The organism is Parageobacillus caldoxylosilyticus, assembly GCF_019272935.1.
Lineage (GTDB): Bacteria > Bacillota > Bacilli > Bacillales > Anoxybacillaceae > Saccharococcus > Saccharococcus caldoxylosilyticus.
In genome coordinates this window covers 2,236,571-2,256,331 of record NZ_CP040553.1, presented here as the reverse complement: position 1 = coordinate 2,256,331, position 19,761 = coordinate 2,236,571, and the positions used below count along the sequence as shown (strand labels likewise).

19 protein-coding genes are annotated in these 19,761 nt (G+C 45.3%); 1 reads left to right on the top strand and 18 read right to left on the bottom strand.

What is annotated here, in order from left to right:
* Positions 1–78 precede the first annotated feature (78 nt).
* The 3 genes from bioA to BV455_RS11360 are packed head-to-tail and all read right to left on the bottom strand — an operon-like array spanning position 79 to position 2,718.
* Positions 79–1,446 (bottom strand): adenosylmethionine--8-amino-7-oxononanoate transaminase, encoded by a 1,368-nt coding sequence (gene bioA / locus BV455_RS11370; RefSeq protein ID WP_042409076.1) that lies wholly within the window; start codon positions 1,444–1,446, stop codon positions 79–81.
* Complete coding sequence (bioD, locus tag BV455_RS11365; protein WP_017434747.1) at positions 1,436–2,155, bottom strand: dethiobiotin synthase; 720 nt, start codon at positions 2,153–2,155, stop codon at positions 1,436–1,438. Before bioD ends, bioA begins: the two co-directional genes overlap by 11 nt.
* Positions 2,155–2,718 (bottom strand): biotin transporter BioY, encoded by a 564-nt coding sequence (locus tag BV455_RS11360; RefSeq protein ID WP_061580105.1) that lies wholly within the window; start codon positions 2,716–2,718, stop codon positions 2,155–2,157. The genes bioD and BV455_RS11360 overlap by 1 nt, the downstream gene beginning before the upstream one ends.
* A 799-nt stretch (positions 2,719–3,517) precedes the next feature.
* Here BV455_RS11360 and BV455_RS11355 point away from each other — a divergent pair.
* Positions 3,518–4,084: an FAD-dependent oxidoreductase gene (locus tag BV455_RS11355; protein WP_061580106.1), complete on the top strand. Its 567-nt coding sequence runs from the start codon at positions 3,518–3,520 to the stop codon at positions 4,082–4,084.
* A gap of 284 nt (positions 4,085–4,368) precedes the next feature.
* On the opposite strand, the gene BV455_RS11350 is transcribed toward BV455_RS11355, so the two are convergent.
* From BV455_RS11350 to hpaB, 15 genes are all read right to left on the bottom strand, one after another.
* On the bottom strand, positions 4,369–6,159 hold the full coding sequence (locus tag BV455_RS11350; protein WP_245005278.1) for a pyruvate kinase: 1,791 nt from the start codon (positions 6,157–6,159) through the stop codon (positions 4,369–4,371).
* Positions 6,160–6,364: 205 nt separating this feature from the next.
* Positions 6,365–6,835, bottom strand: coding sequence for a flavin reductase family protein (locus BV455_RS11345; protein ID WP_042409083.1), 471 nt, complete (start codon positions 6,833–6,835; stop codon positions 6,365–6,367).
* Positions 6,836–7,053: 218 nt separating this feature from the next.
* Complete coding sequence (locus BV455_RS11340) at positions 7,054–7,797, bottom strand: ABC transporter ATP-binding protein (RefSeq protein WP_042409085.1); 744 nt, start codon at positions 7,795–7,797, stop codon at positions 7,054–7,056.
* Positions 7,791–8,573, bottom strand: a complete 783-nt coding sequence (locus BV455_RS11335) for an ABC transporter ATP-binding protein (RefSeq protein ID WP_218687213.1) — start codon at positions 8,571–8,573, stop codon at positions 7,791–7,793. The genes BV455_RS11340 and BV455_RS11335 overlap by 7 nt, the downstream gene beginning before the upstream one ends.
* Positions 8,573–9,634: a branched-chain amino acid ABC transporter permease gene (locus tag BV455_RS11330; RefSeq protein ID WP_218687212.1), complete on the bottom strand. Its 1,062-nt coding sequence runs from the start codon at positions 9,632–9,634 to the stop codon at positions 8,573–8,575. The genes BV455_RS11335 and BV455_RS11330 overlap by 1 nt, the downstream gene beginning before the upstream one ends.
* 12 nt (positions 9,635–9,646) lie before the next feature.
* A complete protein-coding gene (locus tag BV455_RS11325) occupies positions 9,647–10,528 on the bottom strand; it encodes a branched-chain amino acid ABC transporter permease (protein ID WP_218687211.1) in 882 nt (293 codons plus the stop codon).
* Between the two features lie 72 nt (positions 10,529–10,600).
* Positions 10,601–11,770 carry an ABC transporter substrate-binding protein gene (locus BV455_RS11320; protein WP_042409094.1) on the bottom strand — a complete coding sequence of 390 codons (1,170 nt, stop codon included), beginning with the start codon at positions 11,768–11,770 and terminating at the stop codon, positions 10,601–10,603.
* A 221-nt stretch (positions 11,771–11,991) separates the two neighbouring features.
* Positions 11,992–12,636, bottom strand: a complete 645-nt coding sequence (locus tag BV455_RS11315) for a GntR family transcriptional regulator (RefSeq protein WP_017434736.1) — start codon at positions 12,634–12,636, stop codon at positions 11,992–11,994.
* A 46-nt stretch (positions 12,637–12,682) separates the two neighbouring features.
* Positions 12,683–14,197, bottom strand: coding sequence for a 5-carboxymethyl-2-hydroxymuconate semialdehyde dehydrogenase (gene hpaE / locus BV455_RS11310; RefSeq protein ID WP_017434735.1), 1,515 nt, complete (start codon positions 14,195–14,197; stop codon positions 12,683–12,685).
* A gap of 18 nt (positions 14,198–14,215) precedes the next feature.
* A complete protein-coding gene (locus BV455_RS11305) occupies positions 14,216–14,605 on the bottom strand; it encodes a 5-carboxymethyl-2-hydroxymuconate Delta-isomerase (protein WP_017434734.1) in 390 nt (129 codons plus the stop codon).
* Between the two features lie 16 nt (positions 14,606–14,621).
* Complete coding sequence (locus tag BV455_RS11300) at positions 14,622–15,359, bottom strand: fumarylacetoacetate hydrolase family protein (protein WP_026078429.1); 738 nt, start codon at positions 15,357–15,359, stop codon at positions 14,622–14,624.
* The gene (locus tag BV455_RS11295) at positions 15,334–16,149 is read right to left on the bottom strand and encodes a fumarylacetoacetate hydrolase family protein (RefSeq protein ID WP_017434732.1); all 816 of its coding nucleotides are present in this window, start codon (positions 16,147–16,149) and stop codon (positions 15,334–15,336) included. Before BV455_RS11295 ends, BV455_RS11300 begins: the two co-directional genes overlap by 26 nt.
* Before the next feature lie 23 nt (positions 16,150–16,172).
* Complete coding sequence (gene hpaI, locus BV455_RS11290) at positions 16,173–17,090, bottom strand: 2,4-dihydroxyhept-2-ene-1,7-dioic acid aldolase (RefSeq protein ID WP_218687210.1); 918 nt, start codon at positions 17,088–17,090, stop codon at positions 16,173–16,175.
* Between the two features lie 171 nt (positions 17,091–17,261).
* Positions 17,262–18,245: a 3,4-dihydroxyphenylacetate 2,3-dioxygenase gene (hpaD, locus tag BV455_RS11285; protein WP_042409109.1), complete on the bottom strand. Its 984-nt coding sequence runs from the start codon at positions 18,243–18,245 to the stop codon at positions 17,262–17,264.
* A gap of 21 nt (positions 18,246–18,266) precedes the next feature.
* Positions 18,267–19,751, bottom strand: a complete 1,485-nt coding sequence (hpaB, locus tag BV455_RS11280; RefSeq protein WP_042409112.1) for a 4-hydroxyphenylacetate 3-monooxygenase, oxygenase component — start codon at positions 19,749–19,751, stop codon at positions 18,267–18,269.
* Positions 19,752–19,761: the final 10 nt, after the last annotated feature.

Here is a 19,761-nt window from a genome sequence, read left to right as displayed (position 1 = left end):
AACGCCAAGGGCATGGGCGATTGACCTTTTGGGCAAAAAAAATAGGCGCCTAGACTCGCTAGGCAGCAGTGAAAACAATTACCGAACGACTTTGGCCATTTCCGCGATCGAATCGAAGAGGATATGGACTGCTGTTTCCATCTGATCCTCTGCCATCGCTAACACGGGAATGAACGTGATCACCGGTCCGAGCGGGCGAATGATCAATCCGCGCTTTCGTGCTTCCAGAATAATGCGATGTTCGATCATTTCGGAGCGCGGAAAAATTTGTTTCGTGTTTCGATCTTGAACAATTTCAATTCCTACCATTAATCCTTTTTGGCGAATATCCCCAACAATTGGAATTTCATAAAGCTTCTCTAGCTTCTTTGCCAATATTTCTGCTTTTTTCCTTACATTTTCGACAAGATGCCGTTTTTCGATGAGCTCAATATTTTTTAAAGCGACAGAACAAGATAGCTGATTCCCCGTATATGTATGCCCGTGATAGAACGTCTTATCTTCATCAACGTCTCCTAAAAACGCAGCATAAACATCTTCTGTTGTCAATGTGGCGGCTAAAGGGAGATATCCTCCGGTAATGCCTTTTCCTAAGCAAACAATATCCGGATGGACATCCTCTTGCTCGCACGCAAACAGCGTTCCTGTCCTTCCGAATCCGACGGCGACCTCATCGCAAATAAGCAACACGCCATATTGTCGGCAAAGTGTTTCAACGCCTTTTAAAAATCCTTTTGGATGTGTAATGATGCCCGCAGCCCCTTGAACGAGCGGCTCCACAATCATGCCGGCAATTTCCTCATGATGGCGGGCCAGCACATCTTCAAGCTGTTGTAAACAATAGCTGACAATCTCCTCTTCACCGCCGTATTCGTCCATGCGATACACATACGGAGAAGGAACTTCGATTCGTTCAAACAACAGCGGCTTAAAAATGCGATGGAATAAATCCATTCCGCCGACACTCACAGCGCCGACCGTATCCCCATGATACGCTTCTTTTAAAGAAACAAATTTATTCTTTTTTGCATATTTAACTGGATCGATGTTTTTCCAATATTGGTACGCCATTTTTAACGCGATTTCCACTGCGGCGGCACCCGTGTCGGAATAAAACACTTTCGAAAGCCCCGGCCAAAGCTCAATCAGCTTTTTCGCCAATAAAATCGAAGGCACATTGGCCGACCCGAGCAATGTCGAATGCGCGATCGTTTCGATTTGCATGTGCAAGGCTTCATTTAGTTCAGGATCATTATGGCCATGGACGTTTACCCATAATGAGGCATATCCGTCTAAATATTTGTTTCCATTGACATCAAATAAGTAGCTTCCATTCCCTCGCTCAATAATCAGCGGATGTTCTTGCACATATGTTTTCATTTGGGTAAACGGGTGCCACACATACTCTTTATCCCATTGTTCTAACCGTTCATAACTATACCTCAACGGAAAGCACCTCCTGTAACAACTGCTTTTGCTCGTTATTCTTTAGCCAACGTTCCGCCATCGCCATCATCGTATACTTCGTCACCTTCGCAAGGGATGGCAATGTGGCGATGACCGGCAAACCTAACATTCTTTTTATTGTTTCAATATTATTCACATGAATGATGCTTTCGGCATTAAATTGATTAAAAATTAATCCAAGAATACGAATGTCCTGCTGCTGTGCGTAAGATACAGTTGTCACCGTATGATGAATCGCGCCAAGTCCTGCTAAGGAAACAATGATAATTGGAATGTTGTATTCTCTAATCAAATCGTTTGTCATATAAAATCCTTGTTCTTTCTCTATTAACGGGACCGCTAAGCCTCCCGCCCCCTCGACAAGAACGATATCATATTGACGTTTCCATTGTTCGATTTTTTCCGCTATCAATGCCGGGTCAATAGTGGTATTCGTTAATGTTGCTGCTAAATGCGGCGAAACGGCAGGTTCCATATAATATAGACCTTCTGATTGCGGCAGTCCCACAACCTTCTCGTACCAATATTGATCGGCAAACGAAACTCCATCTTCCGCTAAGCCGGTTTGAATGGGCTTAAATATTTTTACATTCAACCCTAATTTTTGGAAAACAAAGGCAAGAAAAGAGGTTGCCACCGTCTTGCCAATCTCTGTTCCTGTTCCGGTTATAAATATTGCTTTTCCCATTAGGAAACCGCCTCCTGATTGCGTATGACAATGTGAATACGCGGTAATATACGTGCAACAAGCACGGAACAAGCAGCACATAACAGTAGATCACCAGGTACAGGAAGCACAAAGCCAAACCATAACGTTTGGCCAATGGTAAGCGGCTTTTCCATGATCCATTTCATCGCCATGTATAACCAGGCGCATCCAAAGAAATAAACAACAAGAAGAGTAGATAAATTTGCTAAAAATATCGTTACTGGCCGGCGAAATTGAAAGACTTGCATCATCCATCCGTTGACATAGGCCCCCACAACAAAACCAATCAAATAACCAAACGTCGGCTGAAACACATAGCTAGGCCCTCCTCCTTCCGCGAACACAGGCGCTCCTGCAAGGCCGATAAGCACATAGACAAGCTGGCTCAGCATTCCAAGCTTCGGCCCTAATAAACATCCCGCCAAATAAACGGAAGCGATTTGCAATGTAAACGGCACATATGGAACCGGAACTTTGATAAACCCGCCAATGGCCGTAAGCGCGGCAAACAGCGCTGCTAACAAAAGCGATTTCGTTTTCATCTCTCTCCCTCCAATCCCATATTTTTTCTCTTATTTTGCCTGACAATCTATTTAATGTCAACCAAATTTTATATACAGGTTAACATATAGATAGATTTTCCTACAAATGGGGCGAAATCGCCGTGATAGGAATGGTTATAAAAAATAAAACGGCTAATCCTAGCCGTCGAGTCGAAGTCATATTATAAATTCCTTTTTCCGCTCCGTTTATCCTTTCTGTCAAAGAAATGAAACCACGCCAGAAACTTTGCTGGTCGCGTTTATGATTCGAGTGCCATTGATCCCTATTCCCTTACTTATGTTGAATAATCTTCATCCCACATTGACAAAGAATCGAATGTTTTAACCGGCGGATCGGCTGATGACATTGTTCGCAAATGATTTGTTTACGCATGTTTATACTCTCCTTTTCACTGCTATGAAATGATTATTGCTATCATTTATTATATATATTATTTATAAATAATCAATATTAAATAATAATAATTTTAATTTTATAAAACACATTAATTGGATGGAAACGGTGATAATGTTATAATAAAAATGAACAAATATTCTAACAAAAAGGAGGTGTAGACCTGGTTGCTAAAATCGTTGTCGTGTACGGACCGATGGAGGGAATGGTGCACGACAGGCGCCGTCGCTGACAGCGAGCCACGGAGGTGTCTTTCACAGCAGGTGAATGACAAGGGAAATTCCCTTCCTGATGGAACTCAGGGGTTTCCTGAGCGGCAAGCGGTGTTTCCTGGTTCCATCGCGATGAGTCGATTTTTATAGATTTTAGTAACCAGGTGAAACGATGTACGACATTGCCATTATCGGTGCTGGACCTGCCGGGGCAAGTGCGGCCATTTTTACCGCAAAAGCGGGAAAGAAGACGGTACTGATTGACAACGACAAAAGCATTACAAAACGAGCTTGGATTGAAAACCACTATGGGGTCATGGAAGCCACAGGTCCAGATTTAGTGGAAACAGGAAAAAAACAAGCGGTCAAATTTGGGGCGGAACTTGTGAATGATCAAGTCGTCAACATCCAAAAATCAGAAACGGGCTTTCGTGTAGAAACCGAAAATCAAACATTTGAAGCTAAACATGTTATTTTAGCAACTGGCGTGGCAACCGACCTCGCTGAAACAATTGGCGTGAAAACAAAACCAGGAACAGAGCCGCGTATTAAAACGGTTATCGACGTGGATGCCGCTGGACGCACCAACATTGAAGGAATTTGGGCAGCGGGAACAGTAGCTGGCGTCAGCGTACATACGATCATCACCGCCGGCGATGGAGCGAAAGTGGCCATTAACGTCATTAGCGAATTAAACGGCGAACGTTATGTCGATCATGATGTGTTAAAATCAAAATAAAAAGCTGCCCACAAATGTGGGCAGTTCTTTGTTATTTCTCTGCGATGCTCCCCTTCGGCAATAACGAATCCCCTTGCCCCTTCACTTCCCCAATGTTATAGATCACCCGCTACATACAAGCTATATTAAAAACATTCGCTAATTATCAGGTAAAATCAGATCTATCAAAAAGACTTCCGATGAATTCATCGAGCAGAAGGAGCCATCCTCCTTCTACGCAGAAGCTTCTTTGATGGAGACAGTAAGAAACTCCCACCTTTTCATGGAATGAAGGTGGGAGGGATTCATCGAAAAACTCCCTGTTGATCCATATAACGGGCAATCATTTTTGCACGTTTTTGTGGATGGGATTCTTCCTTTTCTAAGACGTTAGCTAGCATTTTTACCGCTTCTACAATATACGGTCCTTTGTTCAGCATGACACACTGCGCTTTTTGTCCTAGCGATACGTCTGATATTTCGGCGCGGGCAGGCACTCCTTTCTTCGCTAGATTTTCAAGCACTTGTGTTGCCCAAATCACCGGAACATGGGCGGCTTGACATAATGCGAGAATATCATGCTGTACGATAGACATGTTTTCAAATCCAACCTCAATCGCTAAATCTCCGCGGGCAATCATCACTCCAAACGATGGAAGCGTTAACCCTTCCATCAAAATACGAGTAAGGTTGTGGAGTGCTGCTCTTGTTTCAATTTTAGCAATGATGGTCAGATGTGATGAACCTTGTTCTATCAAAATGCGATACAGCTTTGCTACATCATGGGGAGTATGAACGAATGATAAGCCAATCATATCTGCATATTTACAAATAAAAGGAATATACTGCAAATCTCGGTCTGTCAGTGATGAAACAGTTAAATGCATCAATGAATCCGGAAGATTGATCCCCATCCCTTTTTTTATCATTTTGTTTTTTCTTCCAGTTGAAATAACTTTGGCTTCTATATATTTATTTGTTACGTTTTGGATCATAGCGAAAATTTTTCCGTCATTAAAGTAAAGCCGATGCCCTACTCGCACATTACGTAATGCTTTGGGAAGCGTTGTCGTCAGCTTTACCGCATCATCCATTTTCGCAGCCCCGAAATGTGTGCGATCGAAGTAAATTTGAAGGCGGGTTCCTTTTTTGACAATCGCTTTCATGGGAATCGGTGTGACCGACTGCAGCAACAAAGAAAAACGTTTATGTTTGAACCAAATCCCTTTTTGAATATATGCCGTGTTTGAAAGCTCGACTTTAAAACAAGAAGGTGCAATGACATCAATTACCTTCAGCCTTCTCTTTCGCCCGCGAACATCGATAAACACTAGTTCATCTCCGCTTACCATCGTAATACTCTCATTCGTTGCTACTTCTAAAACAAACGACACATCACTTTGCTCTGACGGAAAAGATAACGGGGGGTGAAGATATAGGAACCCCGTAACGGGCTGGATTGGCTGGCCGTATTCATCTTTTCGAACTGACAGTTTTACCGGATAGGTATTCGATACAATGCTATCTACCCGAACTTTTGGACCCGGCAAATCCATATAAATGCGGCATCTCTTTTCCCATTGTTGTTTTTTTTGAAGCCGTTCTTCTGCTTGACGAACACCCTCAATGATTTTTTTCCATATTTCCGGTGAACCATGAGCGCAGTTGATTCTGGCAACATCCATGCCATGCAGCAACAACTGTTCCATCACTTCGGGCTCATCGATTAGTTGCTCATCCAGTGTCACCATGATGCGCGTTCGTCGAGAGCGCCGGTCTTCTCCCAACACCGTTCGTGCTCGCTCAGCGATCAGCTGTTTTGCCTGCTGTCGAGTAATTTTTCTTATATCTATATCCTGAAATGCAGGCGCCTGCAAACGTCTCAATAAAAGTTCAATACTTGAAATGATATGGGACTCGTGTCCATAGATGGACGATAATCCTTCCTCTTCAATGGCTTGAATGAGATCATGGGACATCATTTCTTTTACGTATAAATATGCCAGCAAATTATCCCTACTTTCTTCATGTGACGAAAGCGGAAACTGTGTTCTTTTTTGTTTGATCCATTCGGTCATTGACTGATATATGTTCAATAACCTGTTCCCTAGTATATGTTCGTTATTGGTGAATTCATCCACGAATCCTCACCTCAGTTGGTCAATAGAAAAAGATGGTTATAATATTATATATTCGCAACTGAATCATAAAATGAACCTAACGCATTATTTATCAAATTGGCTGATAAAAATAAATATTAAAAAAAATAAAAACTGCCCCTTTCCGGGCAGTTTTTGCTTCTTATTCTTTGGCAACGCTTCGGTATTTACCTTCAAAGAATAATAGCGGATCTCCCGCTTCATCCTTCATCAAGATGTCTGTCACTTCGCCAAAGTACAATGTATGATCCCCCGCTACATAGGAGCTATGCACATTACATAAAATATTGGCTAAGGCATCAGGCAAAATCGGATGCCCGTTTACCCATTGGAAATCTACTTTTCTATCTTCTTTTAGCTGTCCGGCAAACAGGCGGGAAAGATCTTCTTGCTCTCTCGCCAAAATGTTGACGGCAAATTTGCCCGTTTGCTTGACAATCGGATTCATCCGTGCCTTTTCCCCGATGGAAACCACCACTAACTTTGGGTTTAAGGAAACGGACATAAAGGCGTTGGCTGTCATCCCTTTGACTTCCCCTTGAAATTCCGTAGTCACCACCGTCACACCCGTGGCAAATTTCCCCATCGCGTTGCGAAATGTACGATCGTCCATTTTTTACTTCCTTTCTCTTTAATTATTAAACTTAAAACAGAATAAATGATAAACGGCACGATACGGCAAGCACCAATAGAATGGTTCTTTCACAATAATAATTATTACTATATTAACACTGATTTGATCTGTTTTGTAAAGATCATTCCTGATATGTTTAAAAGGAAACGTCCTTTTCTCCACAGAAGCGGGTTGAAAAAACGGATGATTCATCTACGCTATTTAGCAATGTTATATTCCTTTTTGTTTTGCATGCCTAAATAAGCTTTTTTCACTCGTTCATCGTCGAGAAGTTCAACCGCTTTTCCTTGCATCATAATTTCGCCGCGGTCTAGCACACAAGCATAGTCGGCAATTTGCAACGCCGCGCGTACGTTTTGTTCCACCAACAAAATGGTAGTGCTAAATTGATCGCGCAATTGTCTTAATAGTTTCATTATCTCTTTTACAATCAGAGGAGCGAGACCTAAAGACGGCTCATCCAACATCAGTAATTTTGGTTTCGCCATTAATCCCCGGCCGATGGCAAGCATCTGCTGTTCCCCGCCGCTTAGCAATCCGCCCGGCCGGTCCAGCATCGTTTTTAGCTTTGGAAAAACTTCAAGCACATGTTCATAATCTCTCATCACTTGTTGAAAATCATTCCGATATCGATGATACGCACCCAGCAGTAAATTATCTTTGACGGATAAATCACCAAAAATTTGCCGGCGTTCCGGGACCAGACAAATCCCTTTTTTCACAATTTGTTCGACTTTTCCATAAGGGAGTGGTTCATTTTCAAAAATAATTTCTCCTGCTTTTGGCGAATATACTCCTGCAATCGTTCCCAGCAACGTGCTCTTTCCCGCTCCGTTGGCTCCTACAATCGCTACTATTTCACCTTTGCCGATTTGCAAGCAAATCCCCTTTAGCACATGCAAATGGCCATGGTATACATGTAAATGATTCAACGTCAGCATGAAGCCCCCTCCTCTTCCCCCAAATACGCTTTAATGACATCCGGATGTTGGGCAATTTCTTCCGGGCATCCCTCCGCTATTTTCTTTCCATAGTCTAATACAATGACGCGGTCGGCAATCGCCATCACTATTTCCATATCGTGTTCAACAAAGAGAAAGGTCATGCCGTTGTTTCTCATCGCTAATAAAACGTCCACTAGCTTTTTGGACTCTTGCGGGTTTAATCCGGCCATCGGTTCATCTAATAAAATAAGAGAAGGTTGGGAGGCGGCTGCTCTGGCAATTTCCACTAACCGCTGGGTTCCGTATGGCAAGATGTCCGCTTTTTCAAAAGCAAGATGGGCGATGCCAACTTGTTCAAGGCAAGCCATCGCCTGTTTCAATGCTTGTTTTTCTTCTTTGAACACCTGTGGCAAACGAAATCCAGCACTGAATATTCCTGTTTTCAGACGCGTGTGCATTCCGACCATCACATTTTCGATGACGGTCATGTTCATAAACACCTGAAGATTTTGAAATGTTCGCGTTATGCCTAATGCTGCAAGCTGATATGGCTTTTTACCGGTGACGGACATCCCTTTGAAAAGAACAGAACCGCTTGTTGGCGGAAGAATGCCGGTAACAATGTTAAACAATGTGGTTTTTCCCGCTCCGTTCGGCCCAATGATTGCGACGATTTCTTGGTCACGGACGCAAAAGGACACATTTTGTACCGCATGAACCCCACCAAACGATTTCGACAATTGCTCGATTTCCAACAGTACACTTTTTTTCATCAATGCTCGCCTCCCACCGAGCCAGCATTTTCATTTTCCGCCACCAACATCGGCTCCTTTCTGTGCCTTGATGTCGACGATGCTCGTTTCAACACCTTTGATAAAGAATGAGATAGCCCATTTGGCATGTAAATAAGAATAATAACAAGCAAAAGTCCGAAAAAGACAATTTCAAATTCGCCGCCTGCATTGGGAATAAACATTGGAACCATTTCCTTTAGCAGCTCCCCCAAACATACATACACCGCTGCGCCGATCAAACCGCCCCAGACGTTCCCGGTCCCTCCGATGACAACCATAATTAAAAAATAAATAGAGGGAACAATTCCAAATAGATCCGGGTTAATAAATGTAACATAATGTGCATATAAACTGCCGGCAACAGACGCGTAAACAGCGCTGATCATAAAGATTTGCAGCTTATATTTTGTAATGTTCACCCCCAGAGAATTGGCCGCTATCTCGCTTCCATGAATCGATAGCAGCGCCCTTCCTACCCTTGAGCGAACGATATTACGGGCAAAAAGAACGCCAATCAAAGCGAAAATCCATACAAGGTAATAAAACTGAAAATCTGTTTGCAAAGGGAATCCAAATAGCTGAATGGGCGGAATGCCAAAAAATCCGTTTAATCCCCCTGTAATACCTTTCCACTCTTTAAAAAAAGTAAATACAATGATACCAAACCCTAACGTAGCTAACGCTAAATAATGTTCGCGCAGCCGGAAAGCAGGGATGCCGACAATAAGCGCCACCATCGCCGCGATGGCTGCTCCTGCCGCCATGGCAAGCCATGACGAAACACCCGCATGTGCTGTTAAATAAGCGGACGTATAAGCACCGATTCCATAAAAAGCCGCCTGCCCTAGCGATATTTGTCCGGCATATCCCATGAGCAATGTCAGGCCAGTGCTTACAATCGTATAAAACCCGACCATAATAAGCGTGCTTAACAAATAATTATTCGTTGAAAAGATAAGGGGAAGACCAAGCAATAAGACCGTAAACAGCAGTGACCATTTTGCATTTCCGGTGTGGATTCTCTTTACATCTAGTTTCATACCGCTTTCCCCCTATACCCGTTTTCCCGACATCTTGGCGAAAATGCCGTTTGGCATGAAGAACAGCACAAGCAAAAGCAATCCGAAGCTGATGGCATCTTTATATCCCGAGGACAAATATCCTTCTGTAAACGCCTCTAAAATGCCGATGATAAAAGCACCGGCAATAGCGGCAGGCGCATTGGTCAGCCCGCCAATCACCGCGGCGATAAACGCCTTTAGCCCGATCATTACTCCCATGTCATACGAAGCACCGGAAACAGGCGCAATCACAATTCCGGCCAACGCCCCGAGACCCGCGCTGACCGCCACGGCCCCCAATGACATTTTGTGCGGCTCGATCCCCATCAGGCGAGCGGCGAATGGATTCACCACACAGGCGGTTACCGCTTTTCCTATATAGGTTTTATTAAAGAAAATATATAAAGCGATGAAACTGACTAAAGAAATGGCAATCGCCCATAGATTTTGCGTTTGAATAACGGCGCCAACGACGTTTAAGGAGTGATTTCCCGTAAACGGACGCAAGGCATATGGCTGCGTGCCCCAGATAAAAATGGCAATTCCCCGAAAAACAAAGGCCGCTCCAATAGTAATGATGATTAACGTTGCAATCGATGAGTTTCTCGCTGGATGAATCGCTAATCGTTCAAATAATCCCCCTACCGCCATTACGGCAACAACGCTAAGCAATATAGCGATGACAAAGGGAATACCGCTGTTGACAAACGTGATGCAAAGAAGCGCACCAAGCATCGCAAAATCGCCCTGAGCGAGGTTTAAAATGCCGGTAACGCTGTAGGTAATGACAAACCCAAGCGCCACTAAAGCGTAGATGCTGCCTACTGTCAAACCGGAAAAAAGCAGCTGCACGAACTGGCTCCATCCATCCATGTCCCGCTCCCTCCCTTTCATCAAAGGTAAAAGAAAGGGAATTAGCTGTCTAATTCCCCCTATTGCGCACATTTACTCCGCAAGCACAAACTTTCCGTCTTTGATCTGCACCATTACTAAACTATCCGCAGTTAATCCCGTATGATCGTCTTTCTCCATATTAAAGACTCCCGATATCCCGACAAATTTTTTCGTATTTTCCAATGCTTTTCTTATTTTTTCTTTATCTGTTCCTCCTTCTTTAATGGCATTCACTAATAGATGGAACGCATCCCACGCATGTCCGCCAAATGTAGTTGGTTCATAGTTATACGTTTTCTCAAAATCTTTCTTATACTTCAGCAGCGTTTCTTTTTGCGGGTCACTATCCGGAAGCTGTTCTGCAACTAAAATACGTCCGACTGGAAAGATTACTCCGTTCGCTGCTTCCCTTGCTAAATCGATAAAACTCTTCGTGCCAATGCCGTGGCTTTCAATAATCGGTGTAGTAATGCCTAATTGATGAATATTTTTTGTAACAACTGCCGATTCTTGCGCGGTTCCCCATACGATAATCGCTTGCGGGTTGGCTTTTTTCACTCTCGTCAGCATCGCTTTTGCATCGTCTACGGTCGCCTCAAATTCTTCTTCGATGACCGCTTCGACGCCATAATCCGGAGCAAACCGTTTAAATTCATCATGTCCGCTTGTTCCATAGGCATTAGCAACATTCAGCCATGCCACTTTGGTCAAGCCTTGTTCTTTCAAATAGCTTAATAATTTATTAATGACGATATCATCACCTTGGGCGGTTTTAAACGTCCAGTTTCGCGGAGAATGATCATTCGGATTGACAATTTGCTTGCTAGCAGCGAGGGAAATGTACGGAATGCCTGCTTTTTCAATTTGAGGAATCATCGCCAGTGAATTGCCGCTAATCGTGCCACCAATAATAGCTGTGACTTTCTCTTGTTCAATCAATTTCTTCGTCGATAATACCGCCTCATTTTGATCGGACTTATCATCGTATGCAATGAGCTCTATTTTTTTGCCGTCAATGCCGCCCTTTTCATTCCATTCTTTGACGAGCATCTTGATCGTTTCCATCTCCGGCTTGCCTAATGGCGCAGCGCCCCCGGAAGCAGAGAAGATGCCGCCAATTTTAATCACTTTCGCTTCAGAACCGCTCGAAGGTTCCTTCCCACACGCAACAAGAATAACAGCGAATAAAAGAAATACCGCAACGGAGAAAAATTTTCTCATCTTTTCTCCAATCCCCCCTTGAAATAATTTTTGACAACGCTTTCAAAAAAACTTATGCACAGCCGGTTGACACCAATTCTGCATGAACAGAGAGGTAAAAACGAACATGGCAGAAAGATTCAACTTTTTATATAGGAAATGATATATGAATGAATGCAAACAAAACTTTTCACTCCTCATTCCACTAAAGCATGATCTGCTTTAGTGGAATGAAGAAGAGGCTAGCGTTGTTTAAAGGCTTCAGCCGTATTTAACTTATGTTGGCGGACAAAGTGTTCAATCTCATTCGGCGGCGCTTTTTCTTTTAATAAACGAACAATTTCCGTATGCTCTTTAATCGATTCTTTCGCCCGTTGCGGCACAAAGGTGAAACCATAGGCGCGGATTCGTCTCATCCGCTGCCAAATTTGCTTAATTTGCTCCTCTAAATACGCATTGCCACAATGTTCGTAAATAAGGGAATGAAACTCGTAATTCAGTTCGCTAAATAGCTCAAACTCAAATTCGTGCAGCGCCTGCTCCATTTTTTCGTTTAATTTGGTTAGCTGCTGAATCGTCCCCTCCTTCATATTGCTTGAGCTCAGCGCTGTGGCGTATCCTTCCAATACCGCGAGAACCGATAACGTTTCTACATATTCTTTCTCGTTAATATTGCTGACGACGGCGCCAGTGTAAGGTTTATACTGGATCCATCCCTCTGCTTCGAGCTGGCGGATCGCTTCGCGAACCGGAATGCTGCTTAAATTCAGCTCTCTGGCAATTTGATCAATGACAATCCGGTATCCCGGTCCGTAGACGCCGCTTTCGATCCGAGAAAGAATATATTCATAGGCAATCTTCGTTTTGTTTTTTACTTTTGCTTCCATACTATCATCATAATACTATATGTGATATGCTTACAAGCACGCCTTTTCATCGCCGTTCGACAGAAGCGGTGGAAGGCTGCTTCGCTTTCCCGAATTTCGGAATTGGATGGTCGCCGATCGCCACATGAACGACTTGCACTTCCGTGTAAAAATCAAAGCTGTAATGCCCGCCTTCTCGGCCAAGCCCGCTGTACTTCGTGCCGCCAAACGGGATGCGTAAATCTCTGACGTTTTGTGAATTGATCCATGCCATGCCGCTTTCGAGCGCCTGGGCGATACGATGGCCGCGTTTCATATCGTTCGTCCACACGTATGCCGCCAGTCCGTATTTCACATCATTCGCCATGCGGATTACTTCTTCTTCCGTTTCAAAAGACATGACTGCCATTACCGGACCGAAAATTTCTTCCTGCGCCACTTTCATGTCATTGCGGCAGTTTAGCAGCAGCGTAGGCGGAACAAAGTTTCCTTTTTTCAGCTCCTCTGGCACGCTTGCCGCATACACTTCCGCACCTTCCTGCTTGGCGATCTCGATGTAGTTGACAACCCGTTCCCAATGATCGCGGTGAATCAGCGGTCCGAGTTCGGTCGCTGGATCCATCGGGTCGCCGATCACAATATTGTTTACCCTTTCTTTTAGCTTCTCGACAAACGAATCGTAAATCGATTGTTCGACAAACAGGCGGGAGTTGGCGGTGCATCGTTCGCCGTTGAGGGAGAAAATGCCCCAAACTGCCGCATCAAGCGCCCGCTCCAAATTGGCATCCGCAAACACAATTAGCGGCGATTTTCCGCCAAGCTCCATCGATGTCTTTTTCAATGTATCGGCACTGTTTTTAATAATTTCCGCCCCTGTTTTCGTTTCGCCGGTGAAGGAAATGAGGCGGACATCAGGATGGGCGACAAGCGCGGCACCTGCCGTTTCGCCAAAGCCGTGGACGACGTTAAACACTCCCTTTGGCAGCCCCGCTTCGTGGATGATTTCCGCCAGCTTGTTGGCCGTAAGCGGTGACCATTCCGCCGGCTTCAGCACCACCGTATTGCCGGTCGCGAGCGCCGGCGCCACCTTCCACGTCTCGAGCATAAACGGCGTGTTCCATGGCGTAATCAGCCCGGCGACACCAACTGGTTTATAAATCGTATAGTTAAGAAATTGTCCATCGACATGATACGCCTCCCCGACCATGCGGGTTTTTACCATTTCGGCGTAAAAGCGAAAGTTTTCCGCCGCGCGGGCTGCCTGTTTTTGCGCCTGGCTGATCGGAATCCCCGTATCTAGCGATTCCAAGTAAGAAATGTCATCCGCGTATTTCTCGATAAGATCAGCGATGCGTAAAACGTATTTCATTCTTTCATGAACGGACATCGTCCGCCACGGCCCATGTTCAAACGCTGCTTTCGCCGCACGGACCGCCGCGTCAATATCCTCTTTGAATCCTTCTGCGACTTGGTTAATCGGCTCATTCGTAAAAGGATTGATATTTTCGAAGCATTTTCCTGCGGTTCCTTCGACAAACTCACCGTTAATATAATGAAGCACATTGCTTATTTTGCTTGCCATATATTCCCCTCCTGGCCATTATCGCTTTCGGTAGCGCTGATGAATATTATTATGCTTGTAAGTCCCTGCTTCACTAAATTCATATAATTCTAGAGACAAAGCCAAATAACGCTTTTCGAACAATGGAGCGAAATGTTCTTTCATCACGCGGAATATTTCTTCGCATACCGCCCGTTTATCTTCCTCCGAGCGGCCGGCGCCGATTTTCAGCGTACCATGCACAAACGCGTCATCCTCCGTGCCGTCGGCAACGTAATATTCTTTTAATGGTATCGCCCGTGAGCGAATGCCGCCGATCGGAAACAAATCGCTACGTGAAATCAATACTTCATGAATTTTCCGCAATAGCTCGCGAATATTCGCTTCTTCGCTAAGATTATCGGTATACTCTAAAATGAAATGAGGCATCGATCCGTCTCCTTTGCTAGACAACGTAATTGATTAAACGGCCGATTCGCTCAATTTCCGTTACCACCTCATCGCCACTCTCTACGTTCACCGCTCCTTTCGGAGTGCCCGTCAGAATGATATCTCCTGCTTGCAATGTCATAAAGCTGCTAATATATTCAATCAAAAACGGAATCGTAAAAATCATGTCGCGCGTATTTCCTTCCTGCACGATGTTTCCGTTCACATATGTCCGCAGCATCAAGTTCATGGGATCGTCCACATCAGCTTTATCCACGATCCATGGTCCAAGCGGCGTCGAAGCATCGCGGTTTTTCACGCGGAAATTGGGTCGATAATAATTTTCTAAATAATCGCGAACCGCATAATCATTGGCAACGGTATAGCCGAGCACGTAGTCGTACGCCTCTTCGGCCTTCACATTGCGCGCCGTTTTGCCAATCACAACGGCGAGCTCGCATTCGTAATGCATAAACGTCGCATCGGCGGGTCTTGGCGTCTTGCTGCGATGGCCGATTAACGTATTTCTTCCTTTGAAGAAAAGAAGCGGCTCTTTTGGAGCAGAAAACGACAATTCGCTGGCATGATCGGCATAATTTAGCCCGAGCGCAAAAATGGTGCGCGGTTCTACAGGAGGAAGCCACACTACTTCCTCCTCTTTTACAACCCAGCCGTTAGGCAAACGAAGCTGCCCGTTTTCTTCAACGACCGCTTCACAAACCGCTCCGTTAAACGCTATGCGTGCACGTTTCATCATATCCTGTCTCCTTTACCCAGTCTCCTTCCGGAACAATGATATTTTCCAAACTTCCAACTCCTTCGATTTCAATGCGCACATGGTCGCCCGCCTGCACAAGCGGCGCATCATCCGGCACGCCGACAAGCAGCACATCGCCTTTGTACAACGTCATAAATTCTGTAATCTCTTCTAAAAGGGTAGCGATCGGGCGCAACAAGTTTTTCGTATTATCCCGCTGGACTAACTGTCCATTGACAAAAACACGGATATCCAGTTCATCTGGATGATCTATCTCATTTTTTTCGATAATCCATGGTCCGATCGGGGCAAAACCGTCCCTTGCTCGCTCTTTGACAGCTGGACGGTAAATCGCTTCATGCGGGATCGCGACATCGTTGACGATCGTATATCCGGCAATATAATCGAAAGCCTCTCCTTTACGGACTTTTGTGGCGGTTCGGCCGATGACCACTCCGAGCGCTCCTCCGACTTGCAGCTGATACACCCCTTTTGGGAGCGGCACGCATCCGCCATGCACGTTGATCGTATTGGCCGGTTTCATATACAAAATGGGAGCTTTAGGCGGTTGATGATATGGCGGTTTGGTCATTTGTTCGCGGAATTTTTTCCATTCGTCTTTATAGTTTAAAAGCACACCGTAAATCGCGCCGATTTCCGGTGCTTCCCATTTTAGCCGGCACGCATCGTATTCTTTTCCATGAATCATAACCGTATTCTTTTGGACATTTACTTCGGATTCCATCGTATGAGGAATGCCGGTTAGGCGAAAAAACGCCTTAGCCATCTTGTTTCACCACGCTTTCGCCGTTACGACGTTACTTCGGTTAACAGCCCGTATTTCACCAATGTTTTCCGGATTTTTTCTTGATTTTCTTCACTCGGCAAATCCAGCGGCAAGCGCAGTTTCGGTGTAATTTTTCCCATCATTCCAAGCGCCGCTTTCACCGGACCCGGATTTGTTTCAATAAATAGCACATCATTTAGTTCCATCAGTTCAAAATGAAGGTCTTGTGCTCGCTTTACATCACCTTCGAACCAGGCGTTATGCATTTGCGCCACTTTTTCCGGAACGACGTTGGCCGTGGCGCTGATCGATCCCGCACCGCCAATCGCCAGCATCGGATAGCATAATAGCTCAATGCCCGAGAATAAGAGAAAATCTCTGCCGCAATACAAAAGAACGCGGTTGACATGTTCAAAATCTTTATTCGACTCTTTCGCGCCGATGATATTTGGGCAATCCTCAACCAAGCGCGCCATCGTGCGCACTTCTAAATTAACGGCTGTTCTGCCGGGAATGTTATAAATAATAATCGGGATATCGACCGCATCGGCAATCGCTTTAAAATGTTTATAAAGCGCGTGCTGGGACGGGCGGTTGTAGTAAGGAACAATGACCATCGCTGCATCCGCCCCGATTTCCTGCGCGAATTTCGTCAGTTCCAGCGTTTCGTCATGATTGGTCGAACCGGTTGCCGGCACAAACGGCACCCTTCCATTAATCGCCTTTTTGGCCGTTTCCATCACTTTTTTTCTCTCTTCCAGCGTCAGTGAGCTCGGCTCTCCGGATGTACCCGTGACGGAAATGCCGTGGCTTCCGCTTTCAATCTGCCAGTTAATCAATTTTTTCAACGTTTCAAAATCGATATTCCCTTCGCTGTCAAAAGGCGTAATAACGGGGGTGATCGATCCCCGCAGTCTTTGTTTTACTTCTTCATAGGTCATAAGCCATAACCTCCTAGCGATTCACGCTCACTGCTTCATTGTCAGAATTTTGTTTATATTATATATAAAATTATATATGTTTTCAACTATTAATCATATATGATATTCGTTTCATACTTTTCACTGTAGACAGGCTATCCATATAGCAACAATGGTAACCATCGTTCTCTCTTAGATGATAAAAGTTGGTTTCATTTGCTCGAGCGCAGGCTCCCCTACTTCAACCGGCTTGCCGCTATGCACATCCAGCACGATCGATGCTTCCTCGAACCAGCTGTCCGGCGCCTGATGACCCCAGAACGTTTGTCGGCGCGGATCATTAATATCCCAGCGAATCGGCTTAAAATCCGGGTCGCTCGTTAAATAATCGCCATTGTATAATTCAATCCGATGACCGTCTGGGTCGCGCAAATAAAGGAAAAAGGCGTTCGAAAGCCCGTGGCGCCCCGGCCCGCGCTCAATGCTTGACGCATATCCCATCGCCGCAAGCACATCGCATGCGTGAATCAGACTAAGCTGGTCGGAAAGCCAAAAGCCGATATGATGCAAACGCGGTCCTTTTCCATTCATAAATGCCACATCGTGCACATTTTGCTTGCGGTGCAGCCAGGCAGCCCATAATTTTTTGTCTTCCGTTTCCGTATATTCCGAGCAGGCAAAGCCAAGCTCGTTTACATAAAAATCGTACGCTTTTTGCACATCCGTCACTGCGCAGTTAAAATGGTCAATGCGCTGCACCCGAGCCCCTCGATATACATCATAGCGCTGCAACAAGCGCTCCACTGTCTCCATGTTCGCAAAAAACTCCAGCGGCAGCCCTGATACGTCCCGAACGCGGAAAGCCCTTCCGACGGCGCGTTGCTCACCAGCTTCCACCCATTTCGGGTTCATTTGTTTTTCGGCAAAAAATTGATATAACTCTTCCAAGTCCGCTTCGGAATAAACTTTATAGCTGATCGCTTCCACCCCGGGCTGCTTGGCTTTTTTGAGCACCAAACTATGATGATGATACTCTTCTAATCCCCGCAAATATAGATGCATATCGTCCGCTTCCGTCACGACAAATCCCAATGCGCGTTCATAAAAATCGCGGGAAGCGTTTAAATCGGTCACATGCAATACGGCTCTTGCACAGCGGATAATGGAAAATGTCATGTCATCTCTCCCCCTTACTCTTTACGGATTTAAATGGGTATTGGCTGGAATATGGACGCTTTTTGGTGTTCCTAAAAATTCATAAATTAAATTTTTATAGTAATCTTTCTCGTAACCGTCGAAATAAGCCATCCCCATGCGGATCGGATCGCCGAAAAAGTAATATTCATAATGTGTCTGGCGGCTGCCAAACGCGCTCATCGTCATGTCCCAGGCAAGGCGGAACAATTGCACGCGCTCATATCCATCGATATTCGCTCCCTGCATAGCGCGCCGCACGATATCGCCAATCTCTTCATGTTGGAAATCCGCCTCCGTCGGAATCGCCATCATTCCGGAAGCGCCTAGAATGCGGACAATTTCAGCAAGACGCGGATAAATGCGCGGATACCAGTTTCTCGCCGCATCAAGAGCGGCAAAATCCGGCGTCATGGTTCCCCAGCGGTCCGGTTTCGCATTATGTTCGGCGCGATACAAATGGCTGCGCATGGTCTCGAGCACGAGCATAATTTCCGTTCCCTTGTCTTTGACATGCTGGAACTGGTCGATGCCGATCGCATCCATGATGCAAAGCGTTACACCAAGAATAAATTCGGTTTTGACGATATTTTTCGCCACCACTTGGTGGGACATATGAACGACCGCGTTCGTTTCGCGGAATGTCCGGTTGCAAATAGATGAATTTCCACAGATAAACACGCGCTCCCACGGCACGAATACGTTTTCAAAGGAAACGATCGCATCCCCCTCTTCAAAGCGTGAAGCTAAAGGGTGATCCCAATGGTTTCTGCCGTAATCAAACGCTTCGCGGCAAATAAATTTAACCCCTGGCGTATTATTTGGGATTGCAAAGGCCAGCGAATATGGATCTTCCCCTGAGCCCGATTTTTTGACCGTAGACGGGAAGACTAAAATTTCATCGGTAATGCCACCTTGCGTTGCCAGCAAGCGAATGCCGCTGACGATAATGCCGTCTTTTCTTTTTTCTACTAAGTGCAATGGAACGTTGGCGTCTTTTTGTTCGTGAAGGGCTTTCGAGCGGTTCATTTGCGGGTGAATTAACGTATGTGTCAGGCTGATGTCGTTTTCGCGCGCGTATTCGTAATAGTTTTTCGCATTCTCGGCAAACAGCGGATCATCTTCGGCGAAAAGATCATTGGCGATGCCCATCGCCATCACTTCCGCGTTTAAGTAGTCTGGCGAACGGCCCATCATGCCCGCCGAAGTGCGCGCCCATTCCTGCGTCGCTTCCCGTCTGGCGATCAACTCCTCTTTTGTCTTCGGCTGGATATACGTCATGCCGACTGGATTCCCTGTCGTTGGCGACGTATAAAGCATTTTGTCCGGCTTTTCATATTGGAGGTCATATAGACGGGCCATTGACTGGATGACGTTTTTAAACGCGGGATGTTCAGTTACGTCTTCTACTTTTTCGCCGTGAATATAAACGCTGCTTTTCGCCTTTTTTAGCCGTTCGATATATTCCTTCCCTGTTTTTGCAGGCATTGTTGGCTCC